Origin of the sequence: Escherichia sp. 93.0816 (assembly GCF_013368855.2) — a bacterium.
GTDB lineage: Bacteria > Pseudomonadota > Gammaproteobacteria > Enterobacterales > Enterobacteriaceae > Escherichia > Escherichia ruysiae.
In genome coordinates this window covers 254,620-280,284 of sequence record NZ_JABWNC020000003.1, presented here as the reverse complement: position 1 = coordinate 280,284, position 25,665 = coordinate 254,620, and the positions used below count along the sequence as shown (strand labels likewise).

Annotated in this window: 26 protein-coding genes; 16 read left to right on the top strand and 10 right to left on the bottom strand. The window is 51.8% G+C overall.

Annotated elements, in window-relative coordinates:
- Window positions 1–5: 5 nt before the first annotated feature.
- The 11 genes from citC (at window position 6) to uspG (ending at window position 9,089) form a co-directional block, all read left to right on the top strand.
- Complete coding sequence (citC, locus tag HEM79_RS05940; RefSeq protein ID WP_137325865.1) at window positions 6–1,064, top strand: [citrate (pro-3S)-lyase] ligase; 1,059 nt, start codon at window positions 6–8, stop codon at window positions 1,062–1,064.
- Window positions 1,065–1,078: 14 nt separating this feature from the next.
- Entirely contained in the window at window positions 1,079–1,375 is a 297-nt protein-coding gene (gene citD / locus HEM79_RS05935) for a citrate lyase acyl carrier protein (RefSeq protein WP_000700703.1), read from the top strand.
- Window positions 1,372–2,280, top strand: a complete 909-nt coding sequence (citE, locus tag HEM79_RS05930) for a citrate (pro-3S)-lyase subunit beta (protein WP_000622357.1) — start codon at window positions 1,372–1,374, stop codon at window positions 2,278–2,280. The genes citD and citE overlap by 4 nt, the downstream gene beginning before the upstream one ends.
- A 10-nt stretch (window positions 2,281–2,290) precedes the next feature.
- A complete protein-coding gene (citF, locus tag HEM79_RS05925; RefSeq protein ID WP_000192233.1) occupies window positions 2,291–3,823 on the top strand; it encodes a citrate lyase subunit alpha in 1,533 nt (510 codons plus the stop codon).
- A gap of 3 nt (window positions 3,824–3,826) precedes the next feature.
- Window positions 3,827–4,378 (top strand): citrate lyase holo-[acyl-carrier protein] synthase, encoded by a 552-nt coding sequence (gene citX, locus HEM79_RS05920; RefSeq protein ID WP_176242976.1) that lies wholly within the window; start codon window positions 3,827–3,829, stop codon window positions 4,376–4,378.
- Window positions 4,353–5,231: a triphosphoribosyl-dephospho-CoA synthase CitG gene (gene citG, locus HEM79_RS05915; protein ID WP_176242977.1), complete on the top strand. Its 879-nt coding sequence runs from the start codon at window positions 4,353–4,355 to the stop codon at window positions 5,229–5,231. The genes citX and citG overlap by 26 nt, the downstream gene beginning before the upstream one ends.
- A gap of 50 nt (window positions 5,232–5,281) precedes the next feature.
- A complete protein-coding gene (gene citT, locus HEM79_RS05910; protein WP_000050310.1) occupies window positions 5,282–6,745 on the top strand; it encodes a citrate/succinate antiporter CitT in 1,464 nt (487 codons plus the stop codon).
- A gap of 113 nt (window positions 6,746–6,858) precedes the next feature.
- Window positions 6,859–7,665: a ribonuclease I gene (rna, locus tag HEM79_RS05905; protein ID WP_010355769.1), complete on the top strand. Its 807-nt coding sequence runs from the start codon at window positions 6,859–6,861 to the stop codon at window positions 7,663–7,665.
- Window positions 7,666–7,894: 229 nt separating this feature from the next.
- On the top strand, window positions 7,895–8,305 hold the full coding sequence (gene rnk / locus HEM79_RS05900) for a nucleoside diphosphate kinase regulator (protein ID WP_016159108.1): 411 nt from the start codon (window positions 7,895–7,897) through the stop codon (window positions 8,303–8,305).
- A 142-nt stretch (window positions 8,306–8,447) separates the two neighbouring features.
- On the top strand, window positions 8,448–8,537 hold the full coding sequence (yldA, locus tag HEM79_RS22980) for a small membrane protein YldA (RefSeq protein ID WP_016159109.1): 90 nt from the start codon (window positions 8,448–8,450) through the stop codon (window positions 8,535–8,537).
- 123 nt (window positions 8,538–8,660) lie between these two features.
- Entirely contained in the window at window positions 8,661–9,089 is a 429-nt protein-coding gene (gene uspG / locus HEM79_RS05895) for a universal stress protein UspG (RefSeq protein WP_010352343.1), read from the top strand.
- A 119-nt stretch (window positions 9,090–9,208) separates the two neighbouring features.
- On the opposite strand, the gene ahpF is transcribed toward uspG, so the two are convergent.
- Together ahpF and ahpC are read right to left on the bottom strand one after the other, a co-directional pair.
- On the bottom strand, window positions 9,209–10,774 hold the full coding sequence (gene ahpF, locus HEM79_RS05890) for an alkyl hydroperoxide reductase subunit F (protein ID WP_176242978.1): 1,566 nt from the start codon (window positions 10,772–10,774) through the stop codon (window positions 9,209–9,211).
- Window positions 10,775–10,902: 128 nt separating this feature from the next.
- Window positions 10,903–11,466 (bottom strand): alkyl hydroperoxide reductase subunit C, encoded by a 564-nt coding sequence (ahpC, locus tag HEM79_RS05885; RefSeq protein WP_000052804.1) that lies wholly within the window; start codon window positions 11,464–11,466, stop codon window positions 10,903–10,905.
- 373 nt (window positions 11,467–11,839) lie between these two features.
- On the opposite strand from ahpC, the gene dsbG reads away from it, so the two are divergent.
- From dsbG to HEM79_RS05865, 4 genes are all read left to right on the top strand, one after another.
- Window positions 11,840–12,586, top strand: coding sequence for a thiol:disulfide interchange protein DsbG (gene dsbG / locus HEM79_RS05880; RefSeq protein ID WP_176242979.1), 747 nt, complete (start codon window positions 11,840–11,842; stop codon window positions 12,584–12,586).
- Window positions 12,587–12,794: 208 nt separating this feature from the next.
- Window positions 12,795–13,700: a DNA-binding transcriptional repressor CitR gene (citR, locus tag HEM79_RS05875; RefSeq protein ID WP_000002458.1), complete on the top strand. Its 906-nt coding sequence runs from the start codon at window positions 12,795–12,797 to the stop codon at window positions 13,698–13,700.
- Window positions 13,701–13,840: 140 nt separating this feature from the next.
- On the top strand, window positions 13,841–15,061 hold the full coding sequence (locus HEM79_RS05870; RefSeq protein ID WP_000029786.1) for a phosphoadenosine phosphosulfate reductase: 1,221 nt from the start codon (window positions 13,841–13,843) through the stop codon (window positions 15,059–15,061).
- Complete coding sequence (locus tag HEM79_RS05865) at window positions 15,034–15,663, top strand: IbrB-like domain-containing protein (RefSeq protein WP_000528560.1); 630 nt, start codon at window positions 15,034–15,036, stop codon at window positions 15,661–15,663. Before HEM79_RS05870 ends, HEM79_RS05865 begins: the two co-directional genes overlap by 28 nt.
- Here HEM79_RS05865 and ybdL read toward each other — a convergent pair whose 3' ends face one another.
- Complete coding sequence (gene ybdL / locus HEM79_RS05860; RefSeq protein ID WP_176242980.1) at window positions 15,664–16,824, bottom strand: methionine-oxo-acid transaminase; 1,161 nt, start codon at window positions 16,822–16,824, stop codon at window positions 15,664–15,666.
- Window positions 16,825–16,932: 108 nt separating this feature from the next.
- Here ybdL and hcxA point away from each other — a divergent pair, with 108 nt between their 5' ends.
- Window positions 16,933–18,021 carry a hydroxycarboxylate dehydrogenase HcxA gene (gene hcxA, locus HEM79_RS05855; RefSeq protein WP_176242981.1) on the top strand — a complete coding sequence of 363 codons (1,089 nt, stop codon included), beginning with the start codon at window positions 16,933–16,935 and terminating at the stop codon, window positions 18,019–18,021.
- 9 nt (window positions 18,022–18,030) lie between these two features.
- On the opposite strand, the gene HEM79_RS05850 is transcribed toward hcxA, so the two are convergent.
- From HEM79_RS05850 to entC, 7 genes are all read right to left on the bottom strand, one after another.
- Window positions 18,031–18,228: a YbdD/YjiX family protein gene (locus HEM79_RS05850; protein WP_000460431.1), complete on the bottom strand. Its 198-nt coding sequence runs from the start codon at window positions 18,226–18,228 to the stop codon at window positions 18,031–18,033.
- A gap of 142 nt (window positions 18,229–18,370) precedes the next feature.
- Window positions 18,371–20,476, bottom strand: a complete 2,106-nt coding sequence (gene cstA / locus HEM79_RS05845) for a pyruvate/proton symporter CstA (RefSeq protein WP_001043161.1) — start codon at window positions 20,474–20,476, stop codon at window positions 18,371–18,373.
- 180 nt (window positions 20,477–20,656) lie between these two features.
- The gene (gene entH / locus HEM79_RS05840; protein WP_000637953.1) at window positions 20,657–21,070 is read right to left on the bottom strand and encodes a proofreading thioesterase EntH; all 414 of its coding nucleotides are present in this window, start codon (window positions 21,068–21,070) and stop codon (window positions 20,657–20,659) included.
- 2 nt (window positions 21,071–21,072) lie between these two features.
- Window positions 21,073–21,819, bottom strand: coding sequence for a 2,3-dihydro-2,3-dihydroxybenzoate dehydrogenase EntA (entA, locus tag HEM79_RS05835; protein WP_176242982.1), 747 nt, complete (start codon window positions 21,817–21,819; stop codon window positions 21,073–21,075).
- Window positions 21,819–22,676, bottom strand: a complete 858-nt coding sequence (entB, locus tag HEM79_RS05830) for an enterobactin biosynthesis bifunctional isochorismatase/aryl carrier protein EntB (protein WP_001007144.1) — start codon at window positions 22,674–22,676, stop codon at window positions 21,819–21,821. The genes entA and entB overlap by 1 nt, the downstream gene beginning before the upstream one ends.
- A 13-nt stretch (window positions 22,677–22,689) precedes the next feature.
- A complete protein-coding gene (gene entE, locus HEM79_RS05825; RefSeq protein WP_176242983.1) occupies window positions 22,690–24,300 on the bottom strand; it encodes a (2,3-dihydroxybenzoyl)adenylate synthase EntE in 1,611 nt (536 codons plus the stop codon).
- A gap of 9 nt (window positions 24,301–24,309) precedes the next feature.
- Complete coding sequence (gene entC, locus HEM79_RS05820) at window positions 24,310–25,485, bottom strand: isochorismate synthase EntC (protein WP_176242984.1); 1,176 nt, start codon at window positions 25,483–25,485, stop codon at window positions 24,310–24,312.
- Window positions 25,486–25,665 lie beyond the last annotated feature (180 nt).

Sequence of the window (25,665 nt, the reverse complement as noted above, 5' to 3'; positions counted from 1 at the left end):
TTATTATGTTCGGCAATGATATTTTCACCCGGGTAAAACGTTCAGAAAATAAAAAAATGGCAGAAATTGCCCAATTTCTGCATGACAATGATTTGAGCGTTGACACAACAGTCGAAGTATTTATTACCGTAACCCGCAATGAAAAGCTTATCGCTTGCGGTGGAATCGCCGGAAATATTATTAAGTGCGTCGCTATCAGCGAATCTGTTCGCGGTGAAGGACTGGCGCTGACATTAGCCACCGAACTGATAAACCTCGCCTATGAACGGCACAGCACGCATCTGTTTATTTATACCAAAACCGAATACGAGGCGCTGTTCCGCCAGTGCGGTTTTTACACGCTGACCAGCGTACCAGGCGTGATGGTGTTGATGGAAAACAGTGCCACACGTCTGAAACGCTATGCCGAGTCACTAAAAAAATTTCGTCATGAAGGGAACAAAATTGGCTGCATTGTGATGAACGCCAATCCCTTTACTAACGGTCACCGTTATCTGATTCAACAGGCAGCGGCACAGTGTGACTGGCTGCATCTGTTTTTAGTCAAAGAAGATTCTTCGCGCTTTCCCTATGAAGACCGGCTGGATCTGGTGTTGAAAGGCACCGCCGATATTCCGCGCCTGACCGTGCATCGCGGCTCCGAATACATCATCTCCCGCGCCACGTTCCCCTGCTACTTCATTAAAGAACAGAGCGTCATTAACCATTGTTACACCGAAATTGATCTGAAGATTTTCCGTCAGTACCTCGCTCCCGCACTGGGCGTTACCCATCGCTTTGTTGGTACTGAACCTTATTGCCGCGTGACCGCCCAGTACAACCAGGATATGCGCTACTGGCTGGAAACACCGACTATCTCCGCACCGCCCATTGAACTGGTTGAAATTGAGCGGCTGCGTTACCAGGAGATGCCGATATCCGCTTCCCGGGTACGCCAACTGCTGGTGAAAAACGATCTCACGGCTATCGCGCCGCTGGTTCCGGCAGCCACGCTGCATTACTTGCAGAATCTGCTTGAACACTCCCGTCAGGACGCGGCAGCTCGTCAAAAGACCCCCGCATGAGAAACAGGTGAAAAATGAAAATAAACCAGCCCGCCGTTGCAGGCACCCTTGAGTCTGGGGATGTGATGATACGCATCGCCCCGCTCGATACGCAGGATATCGACCTGCAAATCAACAGCAGCGTTGAGAAACAGTTTGGCGATGCGATTCGCACCACCATTCTGGACGTTCTCGCCCGCTATAACGTGCGCGGCGTACAGCTGAATGTCGATGACAAAGGCGCACTGGACTGCATTTTACGTGCACGACTGGAAGCCCTGCTGGCGCGCGCCAGCGGTATCCCGGCTCTGCCATGGGAGGATTGCCAATGATTTCCGCTTCGCTGCAACAACGTAAAACCCGCACCCGCCGCAGCATGTTGTTTGTGCCTGGCGCTAATGCCGCGATGGTCAGCAACTCTTTCATCTACCCGGCAGATGCCCTGATGTTTGACCTCGAAGACTCCGTGGCGCTGCGTGAAAAAGACACCGCTCGCCGCATGGTTTACCACGCACTGCAACATCCTCTGTATCGCGACATTGAAACCATTGTGCGTGTAAACGCGCTGGATTCCGAATGGGGCGTTAACGACCTGGAAGCCGTCGTTCGCGGTGGCGCAGACGTTGTGCGTCTGCCGAAAACTGACACCGCTCAGGATGTGCTGGATATCGAAAAAGAGATCCTGCGTATTGAAAAAGCCTGTGGACGTGAACCGGGCAGCACCGGTTTGCTGGCGGCGATTGAATCTCCGCTGGGTATTACCCGTGCGGTAGAAATCGCTCACGCATCTGAACGTTTAATCGGTATCGCGCTGGGTGCGGAAGACTACGTGCGCAACCTTCGTACAGAACGCTCACCGGAAGGTACGGAACTGCTGTTCGCTCGCTGCTCCATTTTGCAAGCCGCGCGCTCTGCCGGTATCCAGGCGTTCGATACGGTCTATTCCGACGCTAACAATGAAGCCGGATTCCTGCAAGAAGCCGCACATATCAAACAACTGGGCTTTGACGGCAAATCGCTGATCAACCCGCGTCAGATTGATCTGCTGCACAACCTCTACGCACCAACCCAGAAAGAAGTGGATCACGCACGCCGCGTCGTAGAAGCCGCTGAAGCCGCCGCTCGCGAAGGCCTCGGCGTGGTTTCCCTGAACGGCAAGATGGTTGACGGTCCGGTTATCGATCGTGCTCGTCTGGTGCTCTCCCGCGCAGAACTTTCCGGCATCCGCGAAGAATAAGGCAATCAAAATGACGCAGAAAATTGAACAATCTCAACGACAAGAACGGGTAGCGGCCTGGAATCGTCGCGCTGAATGCGATCTTGCCGCTTTCCAGAACTCGCCAAAGCAAACCTACCAGGCTGAAAAAGCGCGCGATCGCAAACTGTGCGCCAACCTGGAAGACGCTATTCGTCGTTCTGGTTTAAAGGACGGCATGACCGTCTCCTTCCACCACGCTTTCCGTGGCGGTGACCTGACCGTCAATATGGTGATGGACGTCATCGCGAAGATGGGCTTTAAAAACCTGACCCTGGCATCCAGCTCTTTGAGCGACTGCCATGCGCCGCTGGTAGAACATATTCGTCAGGGCGTAGTAACCCGCATTTATACCTCTGGTCTGCGCGGCCCACTGGCGGAAGAAATTTCCCGTGGTCTGCTGGCTGAACCGGTACAAATCCACTCTCACGGTGGTCGTGTGCATCTGGTACAGAGCGGTGAACTGAATATCGACGTGGCTTTCCTCGGCGTCCCGTCCTGTGATGAATTCGGTAATGCCAACGGCTACACCGGTAAAGCCTGCTGCGGTTCTCTCGGCTATGCGATGGTCGATGCCGACAACGCAAAACAAGTCGTGATGCTCACCGAAGAACTGCTGCCTTATCCGCATAACCCGGCCAGTATTGAACAGGATCAGGTCGATCTGATCGTCAAAGTCGATCGCGTTGGTGATGCCGCAAAAATCGGCGCAGGCGCGACCCGTATGACCACTAACCCGCGCGAACTGCTGATTGCCCGCAGCGCAGCAGATGTGATTGTCAACTCCGGCTACTTCAAAGAAGGTTTTTCCATGCAGACCGGCACCGGCGGCGCTTCGCTGGCAGTCACCCGTTTCCTGGAAGACAAAATGCGTAGCCGCGATATTCGCGCCGACTTCGCCCTCGGCGGTATTACCGCAACGATGGTTGATCTGCATGAAAAAGGGCTGATCCGCAAACTGCTGGATGTGCAGAGCTTTGACAGCCACGCTGCGCAATCGCTGGCTCGTAACCCGAATCACATCGAAATCAGCGCCAACCAGTACGCCAACTGGGGTTCGAAAGGCGCATCGGTTGATCGTCTCGACGTGGTGGTACTGAGCGCGCTGGAAATTGATACCCAGTTCAACGTCAACGTGCTGACCGGCTCTGACGGCGTACTGCGTGGCGCTTCCGGTGGTCACTGCGATACCGCAATTGCATCCGCCCTTTCCATCATCGTCGCACCGCTGGTGCGCGGTCGTATTCCGACCCTGGTGGATAACGTGCTGACCTGCATCACCCCTGGCTCCAGCGTCGATATCCTGGTTACCGACCACGGTATCGCCGTTAACCCGGCACGCCCGGAACTGGCAGAGCGTCTGCAGGAGGCGGGCATTAAAGTGGTTTCCATTGAGTGGCTGCGCGAACGCGCGCGTCTGCTGACCGGTGAACCACAGCCGATTGAATTCACTGACCGCGTCGTTGCCGTCGTGCGTTACCGCGATGGCTCGGTGATTGATGTTGTACATCAGGTGAAGGAATAAGCCATGCACCTGCTCCCTGAACTCGCCAGCCACCATGCGGTTTCGATTCCCGAGTTGCTCATCAGCCGGGATGAAAGGCAAGCACGGCAATACGCCTGGCTCAAGCGCCATCCTGTTCCACTGGTCTCCTTTACCGTGGTTGCGCCTGGGCCGGTTAAAGACAGCGAGGTCACACGCCGGATTTTTAATCATGGCGTGACTGCCCTGCGTGCTTTAGCCGCAAAACAGGGCTGGCAAATTCAGGAGCAGACTGCACTGGTTTCCGCCAGCGGGCCGGAGGGCATGTTGAGCATTGCCGCACCGGCTCGCGACCTCAAGCTCGCAACCATTGAGCTTGAGCATAGTCATGCTCTCGGGCGTTTGTGGGATATCGATGTCCTGACGCCCGAAGGCGAAATTCTCTCCCGCCGCGATTATTCGCTGCCGCCTCGCCGCTGCCTGTTGTGCGAGCAAAGTGCGGCTGTTTGTGCGCGTGGAAAAACGCATCAACTGACCGATTTACTCAACCGTATGGAGGCGCTGCTGAACGATGTCGATGCCTGCAACGTCAACTAAAACCACAAAGCTTGCGACGTCATTAATCAATGACTATGCCCTTCTGGGCTGGCGCGCCATGCTGACTGAAGTCAATCTGTCACCGAAACCCGGTCTCGTGGATCGCATTAACTGCGGTGCGCACAAAGATATGTCACTGGAAGATTTCCACCGTAGCGCGCTGGCGATTCAGGGCTGGTTACCACGTTTCATTGAATTTGGTGCCTGTAGTGCAGAAATGGCGCCAGAATCGGTACTCAGCGGATTACGCCCAATTGGTATGGCCTGCGAAGGCGATATGTTCCGCGCTACCGCAGGTGTAAACACCCATAAAGGCAGTATTTTTTCTTTAGGGCTGATATGTGCGGCAATTGGTCGTTTGCTTCAGCTCAACCAGCCGGTAACGCCCAAAACCGTTTGTGCGACGGCGGCCAGTTTTTGCCGTGGTCTGACCGATCGCGAACTGCGCACCAATAATCCACAACTAACGGCAGGCCAACGGTTATATCAGCAACTTGGTCTTACCGGTGCGCGCGGTGAAGCCGAAGCGGGCTACCCGCTGGTTATCAACCGCGCCCTCCCGCATTACCTCACTCTGCTGGATCAGGGGCTGGATCCTGAACTGGCATTGCTCGATACCTTGCTCCTACTGATGGCGATTAACGGCGATACCAACGTCGCATCGCGCGGTGGCGAAGGGGGCCTGCGCTGGCTACAGCGCCAGGCGCAAACACTATTGCAAAAAGGGGGCATCCGAACCCCCGCCGATCTCGATTATCTCCGGCAGTTCGACAGGGAGTGTATCGAACGAAATCTCAGTCCAGGCGGCAGCGCCGACCTGCTGATTCTTACCTGGTTTTTAGCACAGATTTAAAAATTTAAACACTTGATAAATTTGGAAATATTAATTTTCGGAGAACCCGTATGTCTTTAGCAAAAGATAAGATATGGAAATTATTGGCCCCACTGGTGGTGATGGGCGTCATGTTTCTTATCCCTGTACCCGACGGTATGCCGCCGCAAGCATGGCATTACTTCGCCGTGTTTGTGGCAATGATTGTCGGCATGATCCTCGAGCCAATTCCGGCAACAGCGATCAGTTTTATTGCAGTGACGATTTGCGTTATTGGCAGTAATTACCTGCTTTTTGACGCCAAAGAATTAGCTGACCCCGCTTTTAATGCCCAAAAACAGGCGCTGAAATGGGGACTGGCTGGTTTTTCCAGTACCACTGTCTGGCTGGTATTTGGCGCATTTATCTTTGCATTAGGGTATGAAGTTTCCGGATTAGGCCGTCGTATTGCCCTTTTCCTGGTAAAATTCATGGGTAAACGCACGCTGACGTTGGGTTATGCAATTGTCATTATCGACATTCTGCTGGCGCCGTTTACTCCGTCTAACACCGCACGTACCGGGGGTACGGTTTTCCCGGTCATTAAAAACCTGCCACCGCTGTTTAAATCATTCCCGAACGATCCGTCTGCACGTCGCATTGGCGGTTATTTAATGTGGATGATGGTCATCAGTACCAGTCTGAGTTCCTCCATGTTTGTCACCGGTGCAGCACCAAACGTGCTGGGTCTGGAGTTCGTCAGCAAAATTGCCGGTATCCAGATTAGCTGGTTGCAGTGGTTCCTCTGCTTCCTGCCAGTTGGGGTTATCTTACTTATCATTGCGCCGTGGCTTTCCTACGTGCTGTACAAACCGGAAATCACACACAGTGAAGAAGTGGCAACCTGGGCGGGTGATGAACTAAAAACCATGGGTGCGCTGACACGCAGAGAGTGGACGCTGATTGGTCTTGTTCTGCTCAGCTTAGGTTTGTGGGTATTTGGTAGTGAAGTCATTAACGCCACTGCAGTTGGCCTGCTGGCAGTTTCGCTGATGCTGGCGCTGCACGTTGTGCCGTGGAAAGACATTACCCGCTATAACAGCGCATGGAACACGCTGGTCAACCTGGCAACACTGGTTGTTATGGCTAATGGCCTGACCCGTTCTGGCTTTATCGACTGGTTCGCCAGCACCATGAGTACGCATCTGGAAGGTTTCTCACCAAACGCAACGGTGATTGTACTGGTTCTGGTCTTCTACTTTGCTCACTACCTGTTTGCCAGCCTCTCTGCGCATACCGCAACCATGCTGCCGGTCATTCTGGCCGTCGGTAAAGGTATTCCGGGCGTACCGATGGAACAACTGTGTATCCTGCTGGTTCTGTCTATCGGTATCATGGGCTGCCTGACGCCATATGCAACCGGTCCAGGGGTTATTATTTACGGCTGCGGCTATGTGAAATCGAAAGATTACTGGCGTCTTGGCGCTATCTTCGGGGTGATTTATATTGCCATGCTGCTTCTGGTAGGCTGGCCGATTCTCGCCATGTGGAACTAATACGTTCGTCAAACGCTGAATAAATCATCACGCCCGCCAGGTAACCCCACCTGGCGGGCTTTTTTATGATTTAATAGATAGTATTCAGTGTATGTATGAGTCCCACACCCATTATGAAAGCATTCTGGCGTAACGCCGCTTTACTGGCGGCTTCTCTGCTCCCCTTATCTTCTGTCAACGCCGCTGCGTTGCAGGCAAAACAGTATGGCGATTTTGACCGCTATGTCCTGGCTCTCTCCTGGCAAACAGGATTTTGCCAGAGCCAGCACGATCGAAATCGTAACGAACGGGATGAATGTCGCCTGCAAACCGAAACGACCAACAAAGCCGATTTTCTGACCGTTCATGGTCTGTGGCCGGGGTTGCCAAAATCAGTTGCAGCGCGTGGCGTTGATGAACGCCGCTGGATGCGCTTCGGCTGCGCCACTCGTCCAATCCCGAACTTGCCGGAAGCTCGCGCCAGCCGGATGTGTTCCTCACCGGAAACCGGGTTATCGCTGGAAACCGCAGCTAAACTGAGTGAAGTTATGCCGGGGGCTGGCGGACGCTCTTGTCTGGAACGTTACGAATACGCGAAACATGGTGCCTGTTTTGGTTTTGACCCGGACGCTTATTTCGGCACGATGGTGCGTCTGAATCAAGAAATTAAAGAGAGCGCAGCCGGAAAATTCCTCGCGGATAACTACGGAAAAACCGTGAGCCGCAGTGACTTTGACGCCGCCTTTGCCAAAAGTTGGGGGAAAGAGAACGTCAAAGCGGTCAAGTTAACGTGCCAGGGTAACCCGGCGTATTTGACTGAAATCCAGATTTCGATAAAAGCTGACGCCATCAACGCACCGCTCTCAGCAAACTCATTCTTACCACAACCACACCCTGGCAACTGTGGCAAAGCCTTTGTGATTGATAAAGCGGGTTATTAATAATCAAATCTGTAAAACGTCGTAGCGCGTTTTACATAAAACATGATGATTAATATATATACATAATGCGCTGCATTGAGGAATTACCTGAATGTGACGTATATCACTTCAAAGAGTGAGCAACAGTCAGTATCATCATATGAGTTAAACCCTCGCCGCCTGACGGTGAGGGTTTTCTTTTGGGTATGTTTATCTGCGACACTCGCAGTACCAACGACATGGAGTAAAAATGTCCAGACCAACTATCATCATTAACGACCTGGATGCCGAACGCATCGATATTCTGCTGGAGCAACCCGCCTATGCCGGTTTGCCAATCGCCGACGCGTTAAACGCAGAGTTGGATCGCGCCCAAATGTGTTCGCCTGAAGAGATGCCACACGACGTGGTGACAATGAACAGCCGGGTTAAATTCCGCAATCTTAGCGATGGCGAAGTGCGTGTGCGCACACTGGTGTATCCGGCCAAAATGACCGACAGCAATACTCAGCTTTCCGTGATGGCTCCGGTGGGTGCCGCACTGCTGGGACTTCGCGTTGGCGATACCATTCACTGGGAACTTCCGGGCGGCACCGCAACCCACCTTGAAGTGCTGGAACTCGAATACCAGCCTGAAGCCGCTGGCGACTACTTGCTTTAATCCCATCTGCACAAGCGTTTACTCGCTTTGCCCAGAGGATGCATCCGCATCCTCTTTCTGTTCAAATATCAACCAGACTTATCATTTTGCTCTTCCCCGCTACGTTCTAATCTGAACAGGTTATCAACCTGCGGACTCCATTATGAGTGAAGCTCTTGGTATTACAGTGTTTTATATTTTCATCGCGGCAATACTCGTTGTCGCGGTGCTATACCTTGAGCAACACTGGTAGTGTTTATGTGAATATATTTCACCAATCAATACTTAATAGATATAAAATCAACGTCGCAAATCACATAACTGCAATCAATAATGTGATGTTATGTATTCATGCAACAGCAAGGAGAGAATGCTTATGTACAAAACAATCATTATGCCGGTAGACGTATTTGAAATGGAATTAAGCGACAAAGCCGTTCGTCATGCTGAATTTCTCGCCCAGGATGATGGTGTAATTCATTTACTCCATGTATTACCTGGCGCCGCAAGCCTTAGTCTGCACCGTTTTGCTGCCGATGTGCGTCGTTTCGAAGAGCATTTGCAACATGAGGCGGAAGAACGCCTACAGACAATGGTTGGTCATTTCAATATTGATCCCTCCCGTATCAAACCACATGTCCGCTTTGGTAGCGTGCGGGATGAGGTGAACGAGTTAGCCAAAGAACTGAATGCAGATGTAGTGGTTATCGGTTCGCGTAATCCATCAATTTCAACCCATCTGTTAGGTTCTAACGCTTCCAGCGTGATCCGCCATGCTAATCTGCCTGTATTAGTCGTTCGTTAACAGATTAACGTATTTATGATGCCCTGCCCGGAGCAATCCCGGCAGGGTTTTTTATAACGAAAAAAAGCCGCCAGGTTTGACCCCGGCGGCTAACAATTGCAGGTGAATCTTACTTCTTCTTATGCAGTTTTGGTGCGAATCAGGTAGTCAAAGGCGCTCAGAGAGGCTTTAGCACCTTCGCCAGTGGCGATGATGATCTGCTTGTACGGAACAGTCGTACAGTCACCGGCAGCAAACACACCTTTAACGCTGGTTTCGCATTTCGCATCGATGATTACCTCACCCATGCGGTTACGTTCTACTGCGCCTTCCAGCCAGTTAGTGTTCGGCAGCAGACCGATCTGGACGAAAATACCGGCCAGTTCGATGTTGTGAATATCACCGCTCACACGGTCACGGTATTCCAGACCAACAACTTTGCTACCGTCACCTTTTACTTCAGTAGTTTGCGCGTTCAGAATGATATCGACGTTTTTCAGGCTGCGCAGTTTGTCCTGCAATACCTGGTCTGCCTTCATTTCTGGCGCAAATTCCAGCAGGGTTACGTGTTCAACAATACCTGCCAGGTCGATTGCCGCTTCGACACCGGAGTTACCGCCGCCGATGACCGCTACGCGTTTGCCTTTAAACAGCGGGCCGTCGCAGTGCGGACAATAAGTCACGCCTTTGGTGCGATACTGATCTTCGCCCGGAACGTTCATGTTGCGCCATTTTGCACCGGTCGCCACGATAATGCTGCGTGCTTTCAGTACCGCGCCGGAAGCTGTTTCAATCTGATGCAGGCCGCCTTCAACTGCTGCCGGGATTAGTTTGCTGGCGCTCTGGCTGTCGATCACATCAACGTCGTATTCATCAACGTGAACTTTCAGTGCACCTGCCAGCTTCTGCCCTTCGGTCTTCGGTACAGAAATGTAGTTTTCGATATCAACGGTATCGAGGATCTGACCGCCAAAACGTTCGCCCATCAGACCGGTACGAATGCCTTTACGTGCGGAATAAATGGCCGCCGCTGCACCCGCCGGGCCGGAACCGACGATTAATACGTCATAAGCATCACGCTTGTTCAGCTCTTCTGCCGCACGTTTTTCCGCGCCAGTATCAATTTTGGCGACGATTTCGGAAATAGTCATGCGGCCCTGACCAAACTCTTTACCATTCACGAACACTGCCGGAACGCCCATCACATTGCGATCGGTGATTTCGTTCTGGAACGTACCGCCATCAATCGCCGTGTGCTTAATGCGCGGGTTCAGTACGCTCATCAGGTTCAGCGCCTGCACCACGTCCGGGCAGTTATGGCAGGAGAGCGAATAATAAGTTTCAAATTCAAAATCACCGTCGATATGGCGAATCTGCTCCAGCAGAGATTGTGCTTCTTTCGACGGATGACCACCGGTCCACAGCAGCGCCAGTACCAGCGAGGTAAACTCGTGACCCAGCGGAGAACCTGCAAAACGCGGCCCCTGGTTGGAACCTGGATTGGTGATCAGGAATGACGGCTTACGCACCGGCAAGCTGTTATCTTCTTTAAAGGTGACTTTGTCTGACAGTTCAGCGATTTCAGCCAACAGTTCCTTGATTTCTGCCGATTTTGCGCTGTCATCCAGCGTGGCAATTAACTCAACAGGCTTTGTCAATTTCTCAAGGTAAGCCTTGAGTTGAGTTTTCATATTTGTGTCGAGCATGTTTATCTCCTGGGCTTTAAACATCATCATGCAAGCGGCCTCATCGGCTACCTGGATGCAGCTTGCATCATGGTGCGGGGAAGAAAATCGGGTGCCGCAGCACCCGATTAATTACGCGATTGCGGAACTTAGATTTTACCAACCAGGTCCAGAGACGGAGCCAGAGTTGCTTCACCTTCTTTCCATTTAGCCGGGCAAACTTCACCTGGGTGAGAAGCCACGTACTGTGCTGCTTTGATTTTACGCAGCAGATCAGACGCGTCACGGCCAATGCCTTCAGCGGTAACTTCGATAGCCTGGATGATACCCTGCGGGTCAACAACGAAGGTAGCACGGTCAGCCAGACCTTCATCTTCACGCATGTTGTCGAAGTTACGGGTCAGGGCGCCAGTCGGGTCGCCGATCATCGCATATTTGATTTTAGCGATGGTTTCAGAGCTGCTGTGCCATGCTTTGTGGGTGAAGTGAGTATCGGTAGATACTGCGTATACGTCTACGCCCAGTTTCTGCAGTTCTTCGTAGTGGTCAGCAACGTCGCCCAGTTCGGTCGGGCATACGAAAGTAAAGTCAGCCGGGTAGAAGAAGAAGACGCTCCAGCGGCCTTCGGTATCTTTTTCGGTGATTTCAACGAATTCGCCGTTTTTGAATGCCTGGTTTTTAAAAGGTTTAATTTTGGTGTTAATCAAGGACATCTATACTTCCTCCGTGTTTTCGATGTGATGTAAGGTAACCAATTTTTGCCGATTCGGCTAATGCGTTTCCATTATCAAATCGATAAGTTTTACCTTACAACCTTCGTAAGACAACTTTGTGAACTTTGCACCGCCAGCGGCGATAAAAAGTAAAAAGGGTCCCCTTTCCAGGTGACCGCATAACCTGAACTACCCTTTGGTATCTTCAGCGCCTGTTCAACAGGCTGCGGTGTTGCAATGATGATCGCAACGACGAGAGGGATTACAACACCCTCATAAACAAAGGGCAATCATCTGACATAAGGTCTTAACTATGACAGTGATAGGTTAAGCCTTTTATTGTGTATTTGCACTGAACGAAAAGGACAAAGCAATGTTAAAAAAGATAATTTTGTTTACCCTACTCCCAGGACTTGCTTACGCCGAAGAGCTTCCTGCGCCCGTTAAAGCGATTGAAAAACAGGGGATTACGATTATCAAATCGTTCGATGCACCTGGCGGCATGAAAGGTTATCTGGGGAAATATCAGGACATGGGGGTCACTATCTACCTGACGCCCGACGGCAAACATGCCATATCTGGCTATATGTACAACGAAAAGGGAGAGAACCTCAGTAACGCCCTTATTGAAAAAGAGATTTACGCACCTGCCGGACGCGAAATGTGGCAACGCATGGAACAATCAAGCTGGTTACTTGACGGTAAAAAAGATGCACCAGTCGTGGTTTATGTTTTTGCCGATCCTTTCTGCCCGTATTGCAAACAATTCTGGCAACAAGCGCGCCCATGGGTTGATGCCGGTAAAGTACAAATCCGTACCCTACTGGTTGGCGTGATAAAACCCGAAAGCCCAGCCACTGCGGCGGCAATCCTTGCGTCTAAAGATCCGGCAAAAACGTGGCAAGAGTATGAAGCATCAGGCGGCAAGTTAAAGCTGAACCTCTCCGGGAGCGTGGGCCCGGAACAGATGAAAATTCTAAGTGCCAATGAGGCGTTGATGGACGAACTGGGGGCAAATGTCACACCTGCGATTTATTACATGAGTCCAGAGAACACATTGCAGCAGGCTGTCGGGTTACCGGATCAAAAGACCTTAAATATTATTATGGGAAATAAATAGCATTCATTTTATGGATAACTGGAATAGTTCACTCCTTTTCAGTTATCCATAAAATCGCAAGTATTGTTCACCCCGCTCATATCAACTATGGTATTTTAGAAAAACTTAATCGTAAATTAAGTAAAACAACATAATATATATAAATACATAAAGCCATATCATTGACTTGATGAATATTATGAGAACAAGCATATGAATGGAGCGCATCATGGCTAATCTTTACGACTTAAAAAAATTCGATTTGAACTTGCTTGTCATTTTTGAATGCATATACCAACATCTTAGCATTAGCAAGGCCGCAGAATCGTTATATATAACCCCTTCTGCGGTGAGTCAGTCTTTACAACGTCTACGTGCACAATTTAATGACCCCTTATTTATTCGCTCCGGGAAAGGTATTGCACCAACAACGACAGGGTTAAATTTGCATCATCACCTTGAGAAAAATCTCAAGAACCTTGAGCAAACCATCAACATTGTCAATAAAGCAGAACTGAAGAAAAAATTTATTATTTATGGCCCGCAACTCATCTCTTCAACCAACAGTAGCCTTTTGATCGGATGTCTGCGACAAGACACAGCCGTAGAAATTGAACATCATGACATCATGATGTCAGCAGAAAGCGCCGAAGATTTATTGACTTATCGCAAAGCAGATCTGGTCATCACATTAATGCCGGTCATCAGTCGCTCGGTGAGCTGTATGCCTTTTCAGTCGATACGAAACACGCTTATCTGTAGCGCATCCCATCCGAGAATAACGGAACACAGTAGCCGCGAAGAAATTCTTGATGAAGAGTTCACTTCTCTGACATCGAAAGCACCTGGCCTTGAAGATTTTCAGATGGAAATAGAAGCGATTCTTACAAACCGAAAAATAGCATTCCGTAGCTCTTCACTGTTTACTATTGTCAATACTATTGCGGTTACCGATTTACTGGGCATTGTGCCCTTCGAATTATATCGTAGCTATCAAAAAAACCTTCAATTAAAACAAATAAAGATAGAACAGAATCTACCGTCTAATACACTTTATATTTCCTATAATAAATCATCATTAAACAACCTGAGTTTCTCTCGTTTTATTGATCGTTTGAATGACAACTTATGTTAAACATCTGCCGGCATGGATAATATTCGTCATAAAAATTCAGCATGTGAATATAAAATAAGATACCTCATTTTAATTTATTAATATTATAATCAGGAAACTATCGCACTTTTCTCACGGTCACGTTAAGAGAGCGTCTTCAGATGTCCATTTATAAAATCCCGCTACCTCTCAATATCCTGGAAGCAGCACAAGACCGTATCACCTGGACACTTAATACTCTGCCTCGCGTATGCGTCTCTTTTTCTGGTGGTAAAGATTCTGGCTTAATGCTCCATTTGACCGCAGATCTGGCCAGAAAAATGGGAAAAAAAATACACGTCCTGTTTATCGACTGGGAAGCTCAGTTTTCTTGTACGATTGACTATGTTCAATCGCTACGTGAGCAGTATGCCGATGTTATCGAAGAGTTTTATTGGGTAGCACTACCGCTAACAACGCAAAATTCATTATCCCAATATCAACCCGAATGGCAGTGCTGGCAGCCTGATATTGAATGGGTTCGTCAGCCGCCAGAAGATGCGATAACCGATCCAGCATTTTTCTCGTTTTATCAATCAGGCATGACCTTTGAACATTTTGTGCGTGAATTTGCCGAATGGTTTTCACAACATCGTCCAGCCGCAATGTTAGTCGGTATCCGTGCCGACGAGTCTTATAATCGTTTCGTCGCCATTGCCAGCTTAAATAAACAACGTTTTGCTGACGATAAACCGTGGACCACCGCCGCACCAGGTGGTCATTGTTGGTATATTTATCCCATTTACGACTGGAAGGTGGCCGATATCTGGACCTGGTATGCTAAACACCAGACTCTATCTAACCCTTTGTATAACCTGATGTACCAGGCTGGCGTCCCTCTGCGTCATATGCGAATCTGCGAACCTTTTGGTCCAGAGCAACGGCAAGGTTTGTGGCTATATCATGTTCTTGAACCTGACCGATGGGCCGCAATGTGCGCCAGGGTCAGTGGCGTAAAAAGCGGTGGAATTTACGCTGGCCATGACAATCAATTTTATGGTCATAGGAAAATCCTTAAGCCCGACCATTTAGACTGGCAAGAATATGCCTTATTACTGCTTAATAGTATGCCGGAAAAAACGGCTGAACATTATCGCAATAAGATTGCTGTTTATTTGCACTGGTATCAAAAAAAAGGCATCGAGATCCCTCAGACACAGCATGGAGATATTGGCTCAAAAGATGTCCCTTCCTGGCGACGTATCTGCAAAGTATTGCTCAACAATGATTATTGGTGTCGGGCATTATCATTCAGCCCCACAAAAGCCAAAAATTATCAACGTTATAACGAACGGATTAAAGGAAAACGTCAGGAATGGGGAATACTATGCAGCAGCGATTAACGCAGGATTTAACTCAATTTCTCGCCAGTCTGGCGGAAGAAGATCGCATTAAGGCGATCAATGAGATCAGAACGGCGATCCATCAAGTAAGTCCATTTCGCGACGAACCGGTAGATTGTGTTTTGTGGGTTAAGAACACCCAACTCACTCCCAATGATTACAATCCGAATAACGTCGCGCCGCCAGAGAAACGATTACTGCAAAAATCAATTGAGGTCGATGGTTTTACCCAGCCAATTGTGGTGACCAACACACGAGCCAGCACACTTGAAATTGTTGATGGTTTTCACCGTCATGAAATTGGCAAAGGCTCTAACACGTTAAAATTGCGATTAAAAGGGTATTTACCGGTCACCTGCCTGGAAGGAACACGTAACGAACGTATCGCTGCAACTATTCGCCACAACCGGGCGCGCGGTCGCCACCAGGTCACGGCAATGTCAGAAATTGTTCGTGAACTCAGCCAGTTAGGTTGGGACGACAATAAAATCGGCAAAGAGTTGGGAATGGACAGCGACGAAGTGTTGCGCCTGAAGCAAATTAACGGCCTGCAAGAACTGTTTGCCGACCGTCAATATTCCCGCGCCTGGACTGTCAAATAACTAAAGCTGGCGCAGGCGTTCAGCCGCCGCCAGCAGCGTCGATTCCTTCTTGGCAAAACAGAGACGAATCAGTTTATGCGGGAAGGGATCGGCGCAAAACACCGATAGCGGAATCGCCGCTACGCCGTGCTCCCGCGTCAGCCACTGGCAAAACTCAACATCATCCAGCGTAGACACGGCGCTGTAATCCACCAGCAAAAAGTATGTGCCTTCACACGGTAAAATCTCCAGCCGACTCTCGCTTAACGCGTTCACCAGAATATCGCGCTTCTGGCGATAAAAGTCCGGTAATGCAAGATAATGTTCAGGATTTTCCCGCAGCATATCGGCAAGCGCCAGTTGTCCGGGGGTGTTGACCGAAAAGGTCAGATACTGATGTACCTTGCGAATTTCGGCACTGATGGGCGCTGGCGCAACGCAATACCCCACTTTCCAGCCGGTCATGTGATAGGTCTTGCCAAACGATGACACCGCCACCGCCCGCTCACGCAATTGCGGATGCGTCAGCACGCTGGCATGACCCGGCTGTGAAAAGTTGATGTGCTCGTAAACTTCATCGCTAATGACAAAAATCTCACGATCGGCAATTGCCTGCCACAAAGCGGCAAAATCAGCCTGCTGCCAGACGGTGGCGCTGGGATTATGCGGCGTGTTGAGGATCACCAGCCGGGTGCGCTCGCCCAATAGCGCAGCAAATTCTTGCCAGTCAACGCGAAAATGCGGCGGCTGTAGCGCAATGCGTTTCACGATCCCACCTGATAGCGCAATGGCAGGCGCATAACTGTCATAACTGGGGTCGAAACAGATAACTTCATCGCCACTACGTACCAGCGCGGTAATCGCCGCGTATAACGCCTCCGTCGCCCCTGCTGTTACGGTGATATCGCTGTCAGCATCCGGTTGATAGCCATACAAACGTTCCGTTTTCTGAGCAATCGCCTCGCGTAGTGCCTGTACGCCGGTCATTGGCGCGTATTGATTTGCGCCCTGGGCAACGTGATACGCCAGTCGCTCCTGTAAATAGCGCGGACCATCAAAATCAGGAAAGCCTTGCGACAGGTTAATCGCCTGGTGTTGCTGCGCCAGCTTGCTCATCTGGGTGAAAATGGTAGTGCCAAGTTGTGGAAGTTTGCTTTGTGGAATCAGAGGGTTATTTGTCATTTTTATTGTGCCTGACGAAGTTGCGTGTTGAAGGCACTATAACACGATGCTAGTATTTGGCAATCAAGACGTTTAGATGTCTAAATAAAACAATAAGGACAACACAACATGCCTCACAATCCTATCCGCGTCGTCGTCGGCCCGGCTAACTACTTTTCACATCCCGGAAGTCTCAATCATCTGCATGATTTTTTCACGACTGAACAGCTTTCTCGCGCTGTGTGGATTTATGGTGAACGTGCCATTGCTGCGGCGCAAACCAAACTTCCACCTGCGTTTGAACTGCCAGGAGTAAAGCATCTTTTGTTTCGCGGTCATTGCAGCGAAAGCGATGTGCAACAACTGGCGACACAGTCTGGTGACGATCGCAGCGTAGTAATTGGCGTCGGCGGCGGTGCACTGCTCGACACCGCGAAAGCCCTCGCCCGGCGTCTCGGTCTGCCGTTTGTTGCCGTTCCAACGATCGCCGCTACCTGCGCCGCCTGGACACCGCTCTCCGTCTGGTATAACGATGCCGGACAGGCGCTACATTATGAAATTTTCGACGACGCCAATTTTATGGTTTTGGTGGAACCGGAGATTATCCTCAATGCGCCGCAAGAATATCTGCTGGCGGGGATCGGCGACACGCTGGCGAAATGGTATGAAGCGGTGGTGCTGGCTCCGCAGCCAGAAACTTTGCCGCTAACCGTGCGTCTGGGGATCAATAACGCGCAGGCCATCCGCGATGTTTTATTAAACAGTAGCGAACAGGCGCTTGCCGATCAGCAAAATCAGCAGTTAACGCAATCATTTTGCGATGTGGTGGATGCAATTATCGCTGGTGGCGGAATGGTCGGCGGTCTGGGCGATCGTTTTACGCGTGTGGCGGCGGCTCATGCCGTGCATAACGGTCTGACTGTGTTGCCGCAAACCGAGAAGTTTCTTCACGGCACCAAAGTCGCTTACGGCATTCTGGTGCAAAGCGCCTTGCTGGGTCAGGATGATGTGCTGGCGCAATTAACCAAGGCGTATCAGCGTTTTCATCTGCCGACCACGCTGGCGGAGCTGGATGTGGATATCAATAATCAGGCAGAGATCGACAAAATGATTGTCCATACTTTGCGTCCGGTGGAGTCCATTCATTATCTGCCAGTTACGCTGACATCAGATACGTTGCGGGCAGCGTTAGAAAAAGTGGAATCGTTTAAAGCCTGACGAACAAATTTAGCAGCAGCGCGCACCGCCTTTCCCACCGTAGCGCGCGTCCTGCCGCTCGCGGAAAAACTCTTCATAGGTCATCGGCGTCTGATCGGGATGGTTAACCCGCATATGTTCGACATAGTTGTCGTAATCAGGCATACCAATCATCAGCTTCGCCGCCTGACCTAAATATTTTCCGGCTTTTGCCAGTGAATCAAACATCAATACCTCCGGTAATCAGATTGCTGAGAGAGTGCATTAATAGCTATCAACGCGCTCGGTCAGTCTCCTCGCCCCACCGGGGAGAGGATTAGGGTGAGGGGGAACCATCGGCACTATACCAACATTCCCCCTCACTCTGACTTTAGTGCGCGCCTTTTGCCTGCGCCACGATCTCCTCGACATTTTCTGGCATCGGCTCATACGGCGTTTCTTTCGCCGTTGGCTTCGGCTCTTTCAATGCCGCCAGCGCCGTTTTAATCGAGAACAGCGCCAGAACCACCACAACCACCATAAAGAAGATGGTCAACCCGGCATCCAGACGGTTGTTGAACACCAGTTGCGCCAGTTGTGACTCAGTATACTGCGACGGAATGTTGCCGCTGTCGATCATTGCCTGGAACTTATTGGCAATGGCCAGGAAGCCGACTTTCGCATCCGGGCTGAACGCTTTCTGCCAGCCTGCGGTCAGGGTACAAATCAGCAGCCAGGCCGTTGGCACCAGCGCCACCCAGGCGTAACGTTGACGTTTCATTTTGAACAGTACTACGGCACAGAGCATCAGCGCCATCCCTGCCAGCATCTGGTTGGCAATACCAAACAGCGGCCACAGGGTGTTAATACCGCCCAGCGGATCGACCACGCCCTGATGCAGGAAGTAGCCCCACGCCAGCACACACAGCGCCGTTGCCAGCAGGTTCGCAGGCAGAGAATCCGTCCGTTTCAGACCCGGAGAAACCACACCCAGCAAATCCTGCAACATAAAGCGCGCAGCACGCGTACCCGCATCTACCGCCGTCAAAATAAACAGTGCTTCAAACAAAATGGCGAAGTGATACCAGAACGCCACATCCATCATGCCGCCCAGCGCACCGTGCAGAATGTAGGCCATCCCCACCGCCAGCGTTGGTGCACCACCCGCACGGGAAATGATCGACTGTTCACCGACTTCGCTGGCAATCTGGTTTAACGTATCCGGGGTTATCGCAAAGCCCCAGCTACTCACCACCTGCGCCGCAGAAGCCACGACATCCGTCGTACCCGCCGGAGCCAGCACCGCCATCGGACTGTTCATAGCGAAATACACGCCCGGATCGATGATACAGGCAGAAACCAGCGCCATAATCGCCACGAAGGATTCCATTAACATCCCACCGTAGCCGATAAAGCACGCCTGACCTTCGTTCGCCAGCATCTTCGGCGTGGTGCCGGAAGAGATCAGCGCATGGAAGCCAGACACCGCACCACAGGCGATGGTGATAAACAGGAACGGGAACAGGTTACCGGTCCATACCGGGCCAGTGCCATCGACAAATTTGGTCAGCGCAGGCATGGTCAGCGTCGGGCGCATAATCAAAATGCCTACCGCCAGCCCAACGATAGTCCCGATTTTCAGGAAGGTAGAGAGGTAGTCACGCGGAGCCAGCAGCAACCACACTGGCAGCACCGCCGCCACAAAACCGTATCCCACCAGCATCCAGGTTAGCTGCACGCCGGTAAAGTCAAAGTACGGTGCCCAGGTCGGACTTTCTGCCACCCAGCCGCCAGAGATAATGGCGAAAATCAGGAACACCAGGCCAATCACCGACACTTCACCAATGCGACCTGGACGCAGATAGCGCAGGTAGATCCCCATGAACAGCGCCAGCGGAATGGTAAACGCAACGGTATACGTTCCCCACGGGCTATGAGTCAGGGCTTTCACTACTATCATCGCCAGCACTGCAAGGATAATGACCATGATCATAAAGCAGGCTACCAGCGCAATCACCCCGGCGGTTGGCCCCATCTCTTCTTTGACCAGCTCACCCAGCGAGCGACCGTCACGGCGCGTGGAAACAAACAGCACCATGAAATCCTGTACCGCACCGGCGAGAACCACCCCGGCAAGCAGCCAGATCATCCCCGGCAGGTAGCCCATTTGCGCTGCCAGCACCGGCCCCACCAGCGGGCCTGCGCCGGCAATGGCCGCAAAATGGTGACCGAACAGCACTTTCTTGTCCGTCGGCACATAGTCCAGCCCGTCGTTATGGCGCACCGCTGGCGTCATACGCGTCGGGTCAACCGCCAGCACATTTTTGGCGATATACAGACCATAAAAACGATAAGCGATCAGATAGATACAGACCGACGCCACCACAATCCACAGCGCGTTGATCTGTTCCCCACGATTTAAAGCAATGTATCCCAGAGCAAATGCTCCCATTACAGAGAGCACTGTCCAGACGAGGTATTTCCCTGATTTGTTCATAATTGTTATCCGTGTGCGTGTCCATAGAGATGTTACATTTTGTTTCTATAACATCTTTGCGGAATTTAACAACGCGATAACCAAACAAATAAGAGTTAAAACCAATAATTAACTTAACAATGTTAACTCGATCACTCCGTTAACCGAGTTTTCCTGCAATCTCATTTAATTCTGTCGGGTTCATCCCAAAACTGCCGTACCCAGCCGACAAGTGCAGCAACGCCGCCCCTGTTCATCGAAAACAACGATTTCCCAACTCTGATTTTGCCGCCCAAGATGCAGCGGCTGGCAGACGCCGCGCACCTTTCCCTCAGACACCGGACGATGATGCGTGGCGTTCAGCTCCGTGCCTACCACGCACTGACCGTCGCGAGTCATCATAAATCCGGCCATCGATCCCAGCGTTTCCGCCAGCGCCGCCGACGCACCGCCATGCAGCAGGCCAAACGGCTGATGAGTACGGGTATCAACCGGCATTTCGGCTTCCAGCACATCATCGCCCAGGCGGGTATAAACAATTCCCAGATGCGCCACCATTGTGTTGTCGCTGGTGGCGTTGAGTTCGTCGAGCGTTAAATGGCGTTTCCAGATCATGCTTATGCTCCCAGCGTTGAGCCGCCATCCACCACGATATCCTGTAGCGTGATATGGCTGGCGAGGTCAGAGGCAAGGAACAAAATCGTGTTGGCGATCTCCTGCGGACAGGCAATTTTCCCCAGAGGAATGCCGAGTTTAAACTGCTCGCCAAAGCCACGAATACGCTGTTCTTCGGCATCATCGCTCACCCACAGCGTGCGTTGCATATCGGTGTCGGTGGAACCAGGGGAAACCACATTACAGCGCACGCCGCTACCCGCCAGTTCCAGCCCAACGCTCAACGCCAGGCTTTTCAGCGCCGCTTTCGACGCACCGTAAGCACTCATACCAATACGCGGCGTATGTGCAGCGTCGGACGCTACCGTAACAATCGCCCCGCCCCGCTGACGGCGAAACTGGTTCATGGTTTGCTGAAACAGGTTAAATGCGCCGCCAACGTTGACCGCAAAGGTCTGCTGCCAGTCTTCTTTGCTGAGCTGATCGGTCGCGCCCATGCGTAAAATTCCCGCCGCATTGACCAGCACGTCCAGTCGCTCCGTTTCAGCTAACAATCGCTGACATACCTGCGCCACCTGCCCGGCGTCGGCTACATCCATCACTTCGGTCGCAAAGGGATATTGCTCCTGAGTGAACGCTTGATCAAAACCTGTAACTTTCGCTCCCGCTTCAACAAATGCCAGCGCCGTGGCGTAGCCGATACCTTTCCCCGCACCGGTTACCCAGACATTTTTGCCGCTGAAATCCATTATTTCACCTCGCGGGAGAGCAGTTTCCACCAGGCGTCGATGGTCGGGTTTTTCGCCAGCATGACAAAATCGATATCGCCATGCACTTTGCGCCAGCGCGCCGCCAGCGCCATCATGCGCACTGAATCCAGACCGTAGTCGATCAGGTTGTCGTCATCGAACGGCTCATCGGATTCATCCAGCAGCGGCAGGATCACCTCACGCAGCGCCGCTTTGCTGGCGGGAATTGGCGTCGGCAGCAGTTCCTCGGTCATCACCACCCGACCAGAACGCCCGGCAACATATTTCAGCGACATCAAATGCTCGTCACGGCTGAAATCGGCCAGCGCATCCGCCACCATAAACGGTTTGATATCACGCATAAACGCGTCGGTCGCGGTGGTCATGCAGCCAATATGCGCGTACACCCCGGTGATAATCAGTTGGTTACGTCCGCTCTCTTTCAGCATTTGCTCCAGCGGGGAGCGATGAAACGCACTGTAGCGCCACTTCACCAGCACCGTATCGTCGGCATCCGGCGTCAGGCGATCCACCACCTTTTGCTGTTCCGGCGAACGGGTCAGGCCAGGCCCCCACATATCATTCAGCAGCGCCCGATCTTCATCGCTCTGCTCTTTCGGCTGCGCGGTGTAATAAACCGGAATATTGTGCTGTTTGCAGTAGTCACGCAGCGCCGCAATATTCGCGATCACCTGTTCCATCATCGGGCAGTTCTCGCCCCAGAAGCTGACGAAATAATCCTGCATATCATGGATTAACAACGCGGCACGTTGCGGTTCAAATGCCCAGTCGACTTTATTTTGCGGAATATCGTGAGACTCCGGCAGTGCGTAAGCCTGTAATTTTGGAATAGCCATCGTGTTCTCTCCTTCAGGCTGATGCGCGTGACGCCAGCCACTGACGTAATTGTTTTTTATCGACTTTCCCGACCGCCGTCAGCGGAAGTGAATCCACACACTCCACGCGATCCGGTAATTTAAATTCGGCAATACCCTGTTCACGCAGAAAACGACGCACCTGCACTGCACGCAGCGGCTCTTTCACCACCAGATAAGCACAGCTTTTTTCGCCCATCAGCTCATCTTCCATGCTCACCAGTGCGGCGTAGATCACCGCCGAATGGCGCAGCAGCAGGTTTTCGATCTCTTCGGCAGCGATCTTCTCGCCGCCACGATTGATCTGATCTTTCTCGCGCCCCTGCACGGTGATGTAACCGTCTGGATCAATGGAGATCAGATCGCCGGAACAGTAAAAACCGTTGGCATCAAAGGCGCTGGCATTGTGCTGCGGGCTTTTGTAATAGCCACGAAAGGTGTACGGTCCGCGCGTCATCAGGCGTCCAACTTCCCCTTGCGGCAGTGGATTTCCGTCAGCATCGGCGACCCACACTTCATCATCCGGACACATTGGGTAGCCCTGGGTATGGATAATTTTCTCCGCGCTATCATCAAGACGGGTGTAGTTCACCAGCCCTTCCGCCATGCCGAACACCTGCTGCAACTGGCAGCCAATCTCTGCGGGAATACGCGCCGCAAGCGTGGCAGAAAGACGCGCACCGCCGACCTGTAACAGTTTTAGCGAGGCAAGCTGCGCCCTGCTTTCACCTTCAGCCAGCGCCTGTAACCACAGGCTTACCGCCGGCGGCACCAGCGCGGTGACGTTGACCTGATGTTTTGCAATCAATGGGAAGCAGAGCGTGGCGCTGGGATCGGCCGCCAGAACGACAGTGCCGCCAGCGAGAAATACGCCCAGCGATCCTGGTGAACTCATGGCGTAGTTATGAGCCGCCGGAATCGCGCACAGATAGCGAGTCTGTTGCGTGAACTGACAAATCTCGACGCTACGGCGCACGCTGTAATAATAGTCGTTATGGGTACGCGGGATCAGTTTCGGTGTGCCGGTGGTGCCGCCGGAAAGCTGGAAATAGGCCACTTCATCGGCAGGTGACGGCGTGGCAGTAAAATCTTCTGCCGGATGGTTAATCGCATCCTGCAAATTGTGCTCGCCGCTGTCGTTGTGCAGTTGCACCACACGAATAGAGGAATGTTCTGTGACGAAAGTATTGAGGAAATCATCCCCGCTAAATAGCGCATGTTGGCGATCGGCAATCAGTAACGCCGGTTCAATCTGGCTGGCATAGGCGTTCAGTTCACTACGCTGATGGCTGAACAGCGCCAGCACCGGCGCGACGCCCAGTTTCAGCAGCGCGAAAAAGGTAATGTACAGTTCAGCGACGTTACCCAACTGTACCAGCGCGGTTTCACCAGGTTTAATGCCCTGACGGCGCAAACTACACGCGAGGTTATCCGCCGCCTGATTCAGTTCCCGATAACTCAACTGACGCTCGCCGTCGATAACCGCGATGCTGTCACTCGCGGCGTGGCGGGTCAGAATGTCAGTCAGCGGCAAATCCTGCCAGTAGCCTTTTTCCCGATAGCGACGGGCAAACTCTTCCGGCCAGCGGGTGAATGGGATGCTCATCCTCGCTCCTTAATGCAATCCAAAAACGTTCAACATGGTAGAAAGTTTGACGCCGGTTTCGCGCCATTCGCTAAGTGGTGATGACGCAGGCACAATCCCCGCTCCGGCAAACAGACGCACCTGATTTTTCCGCAGCTTCGCGCAGCGGATGGTCACCACCCACTCACCGTTACCTTCGCTGTCGCACCAGCCGACAATGCCGCCAAACAGTTCGCGGTCGAACGGCTCCAGTTCAGCAATCACTTTGGTTGCTGCCTGATGCGGGAAACCGCTCAGCGCGGGGGTCGGATGCAGCAGACAGGCCAGAGTCAGTGCGTTTTCTTGCGAATTAGCTTTACCTTCAAAGGGTGTTGCGAGATGCCACAGCGTCGGCGTGGTGATCAGTTGTGGAGAGGAAGGAACGTGTAACTCACTGCTGCGCTCGCGTAGCACCTCTTTCATCGCCTGGGTCACCAGTTCATGTTCATGGCGATCTTTTTCCGACGCCAGCAGTCGATTTCCCGCTTCTCTGTCCAGCACTTCATCCGGCTGACGGCGCGCGGAACCGGCTAACGGAATGGAGCTAAAACGCTCGCCGTCTTTACGTAGCAGCAGTTCCGGGCTGGCCCCCAGCAGGACGCCACCATCAGCCAGCGGGACATGGAAGTTGTAACTAACCGGGTTTTGCGCGATCAATCGTTCCAGCAGTACACCGCTGTCAATGGCGGCGTCGGTGGTGATATCAATCAACCGTGATAACACCACTTTGTCGACCTGCGGCGTGGCAGTAAGTGCGGCGGCGCGGGCGACCATCTGTTCAAACGTGGCTTGTTCTGGAATTGCCTGGCGTTCCACCACGTTCAGCGCCTGGCTGCGGGTGAAACGGCGCGCGGAAGCTTGTTTTTCTTTGCGGGAGAATGGCTGCCAGGATTCGGGAATATACAGCGACGAAGGCTGACGTGGATCGAAGGGAATCGCCCCGACCATCACCGGATTTTTGATGCCCTGCGCTTTGGCATCGGCAAACAGCGCGGCGAGTTTTTGCTGAAAGGGACTGTCGGGTGAATCCCCGTTCACAGCCGGTTCATCGAAGCGGGTGAAACATCCTGACGTCGTAAAACTGCGGTACGGCGACATAAAGAAAAAGCGATTGGGCGCAAGTGTTGCCATGGTCTGCTGTACTTCCTCAGCCAGTGACGTATCCATATCATCCTCCACAAAATGATAAAGGCTTTAATAATGATTATCATTTATATTTTCGGTCGCTAACCTAAAAGCAAACGCGCACTATGTCAACTCTTGAGGTAACGCAATCTGCAACTCGGGGTTGCATCTGGTTGTGGTTACAATGAAAATGAGAAGCATTAACTTCATTAATAACAGGAA

What these genes read in the sequence shown, in the direction of transcription:
- citE (WP_000622357.1), top strand. Translation starts at nt 1,372, where the DNA reads ATGATTTCCGCTTCGCTGCAACAACGTAAAACCCGCACCCGCCGCAGC.
- entH (WP_000637953.1), bottom strand. Translation starts at nt 21,070, where the DNA reads ATGATCTGGAAACGCCATTTAACGCTCGACGAACTCAACGCCACCAGC.
- citX (WP_176242976.1), top strand. Translation starts at nt 3,827, where the DNA reads ATGCACCTGCTCCCTGAACTCGCCAGCCACCATGCGGTTTCGATTCCC.
- citF (WP_000192233.1), top strand. Translation starts at nt 2,291, where the DNA reads ATGACGCAGAAAATTGAACAATCTCAACGACAAGAACGGGTAGCGGCC.
- entE (WP_176242983.1), bottom strand. Translation starts at nt 24,300, where the DNA reads ATGAGCATCCCATTCACCCGCTGGCCGGAAGAGTTTGCCCGTCGCTAT.
- ahpF (WP_176242978.1), bottom strand. Translation starts at nt 10,774, where the DNA reads ATGCTCGACACAAATATGAAAACTCAACTCAAGGCTTACCTTGAGAAA.
- ahpC (WP_000052804.1), bottom strand. Translation starts at nt 11,466, where the DNA reads ATGTCCTTGATTAACACCAAAATTAAACCTTTTAAAAACCAGGCATTC.
- entB (WP_001007144.1), bottom strand. Translation starts at nt 22,676, where the DNA reads ATGGCTATTCCAAAATTACAGGCTTACGCACTGCCGGAGTCTCACGAT.
- dsbG (WP_176242979.1), top strand. Translation starts at nt 11,840, where the DNA reads ATGTTAAAAAAGATAATTTTGTTTACCCTACTCCCAGGACTTGCTTAC.
- rna (WP_010355769.1), top strand. Translation starts at nt 6,859, where the DNA reads ATGAAAGCATTCTGGCGTAACGCCGCTTTACTGGCGGCTTCTCTGCTC.
- HEM79_RS05850 (WP_000460431.1), bottom strand. Translation starts at nt 18,228, where the DNA reads ATGTTTGATTCACTGGCAAAAGCCGGAAAATATTTAGGTCAGGCGGCG.
- citG (WP_176242977.1), top strand. Translation starts at nt 4,353, where the DNA reads ATGTCGATGCCTGCAACGTCAACTAAAACCACAAAGCTTGCGACGTCA.
- entC (WP_176242984.1), bottom strand. Translation starts at nt 25,485, where the DNA reads ATGGATACGTCACTGGCTGAGGAAGTACAGCAGACCATGGCAACACTT.
- yldA (WP_016159109.1), top strand. Translation starts at nt 8,448, where the DNA reads ATGAGTGAAGCTCTTGGTATTACAGTGTTTTATATTTTCATCGCGGCA.
- entA (WP_176242982.1), bottom strand. Translation starts at nt 21,819, where the DNA reads ATGGATTTCAGCGGCAAAAATGTCTGGGTAACCGGTGCGGGGAAAGGT.
- rnk (WP_016159108.1), top strand. Translation starts at nt 7,895, where the DNA reads ATGTCCAGACCAACTATCATCATTAACGACCTGGATGCCGAACGCATC.
- HEM79_RS05870 (WP_000029786.1), top strand. Translation starts at nt 13,841, where the DNA reads ATGTCCATTTATAAAATCCCGCTACCTCTCAATATCCTGGAAGCAGCA.
- hcxA (WP_176242981.1), top strand. Translation starts at nt 16,933, where the DNA reads ATGCCTCACAATCCTATCCGCGTCGTCGTCGGCCCGGCTAACTACTTT.
- cstA (WP_001043161.1), bottom strand. Translation starts at nt 20,476, where the DNA reads ATGAACAAATCAGGGAAATACCTCGTCTGGACAGTGCTCTCTGTAATG.
- uspG (WP_010352343.1), top strand. Translation starts at nt 8,661, where the DNA reads ATGTACAAAACAATCATTATGCCGGTAGACGTATTTGAAATGGAATTA.
- ybdL (WP_176242980.1), bottom strand. Translation starts at nt 16,824, where the DNA reads ATGACAAATAACCCTCTGATTCCACAAAGCAAACTTCCACAACTTGGC.
- citD (WP_000700703.1), top strand. Translation starts at nt 1,079, where the DNA reads ATGAAAATAAACCAGCCCGCCGTTGCAGGCACCCTTGAGTCTGGGGAT.
- citC (WP_137325865.1), top strand. Translation starts at nt 6, where the DNA reads ATGTTCGGCAATGATATTTTCACCCGGGTAAAACGTTCAGAAAATAAA.
- citT (WP_000050310.1), top strand. Translation starts at nt 5,282, where the DNA reads ATGTCTTTAGCAAAAGATAAGATATGGAAATTATTGGCCCCACTGGTG.
- HEM79_RS05865 (WP_000528560.1), top strand. Translation starts at nt 15,034, where the DNA reads ATGGGGAATACTATGCAGCAGCGATTAACGCAGGATTTAACTCAATTT.
- citR (WP_000002458.1), top strand. Translation starts at nt 12,795, where the DNA reads ATGGCTAATCTTTACGACTTAAAAAAATTCGATTTGAACTTGCTTGTC.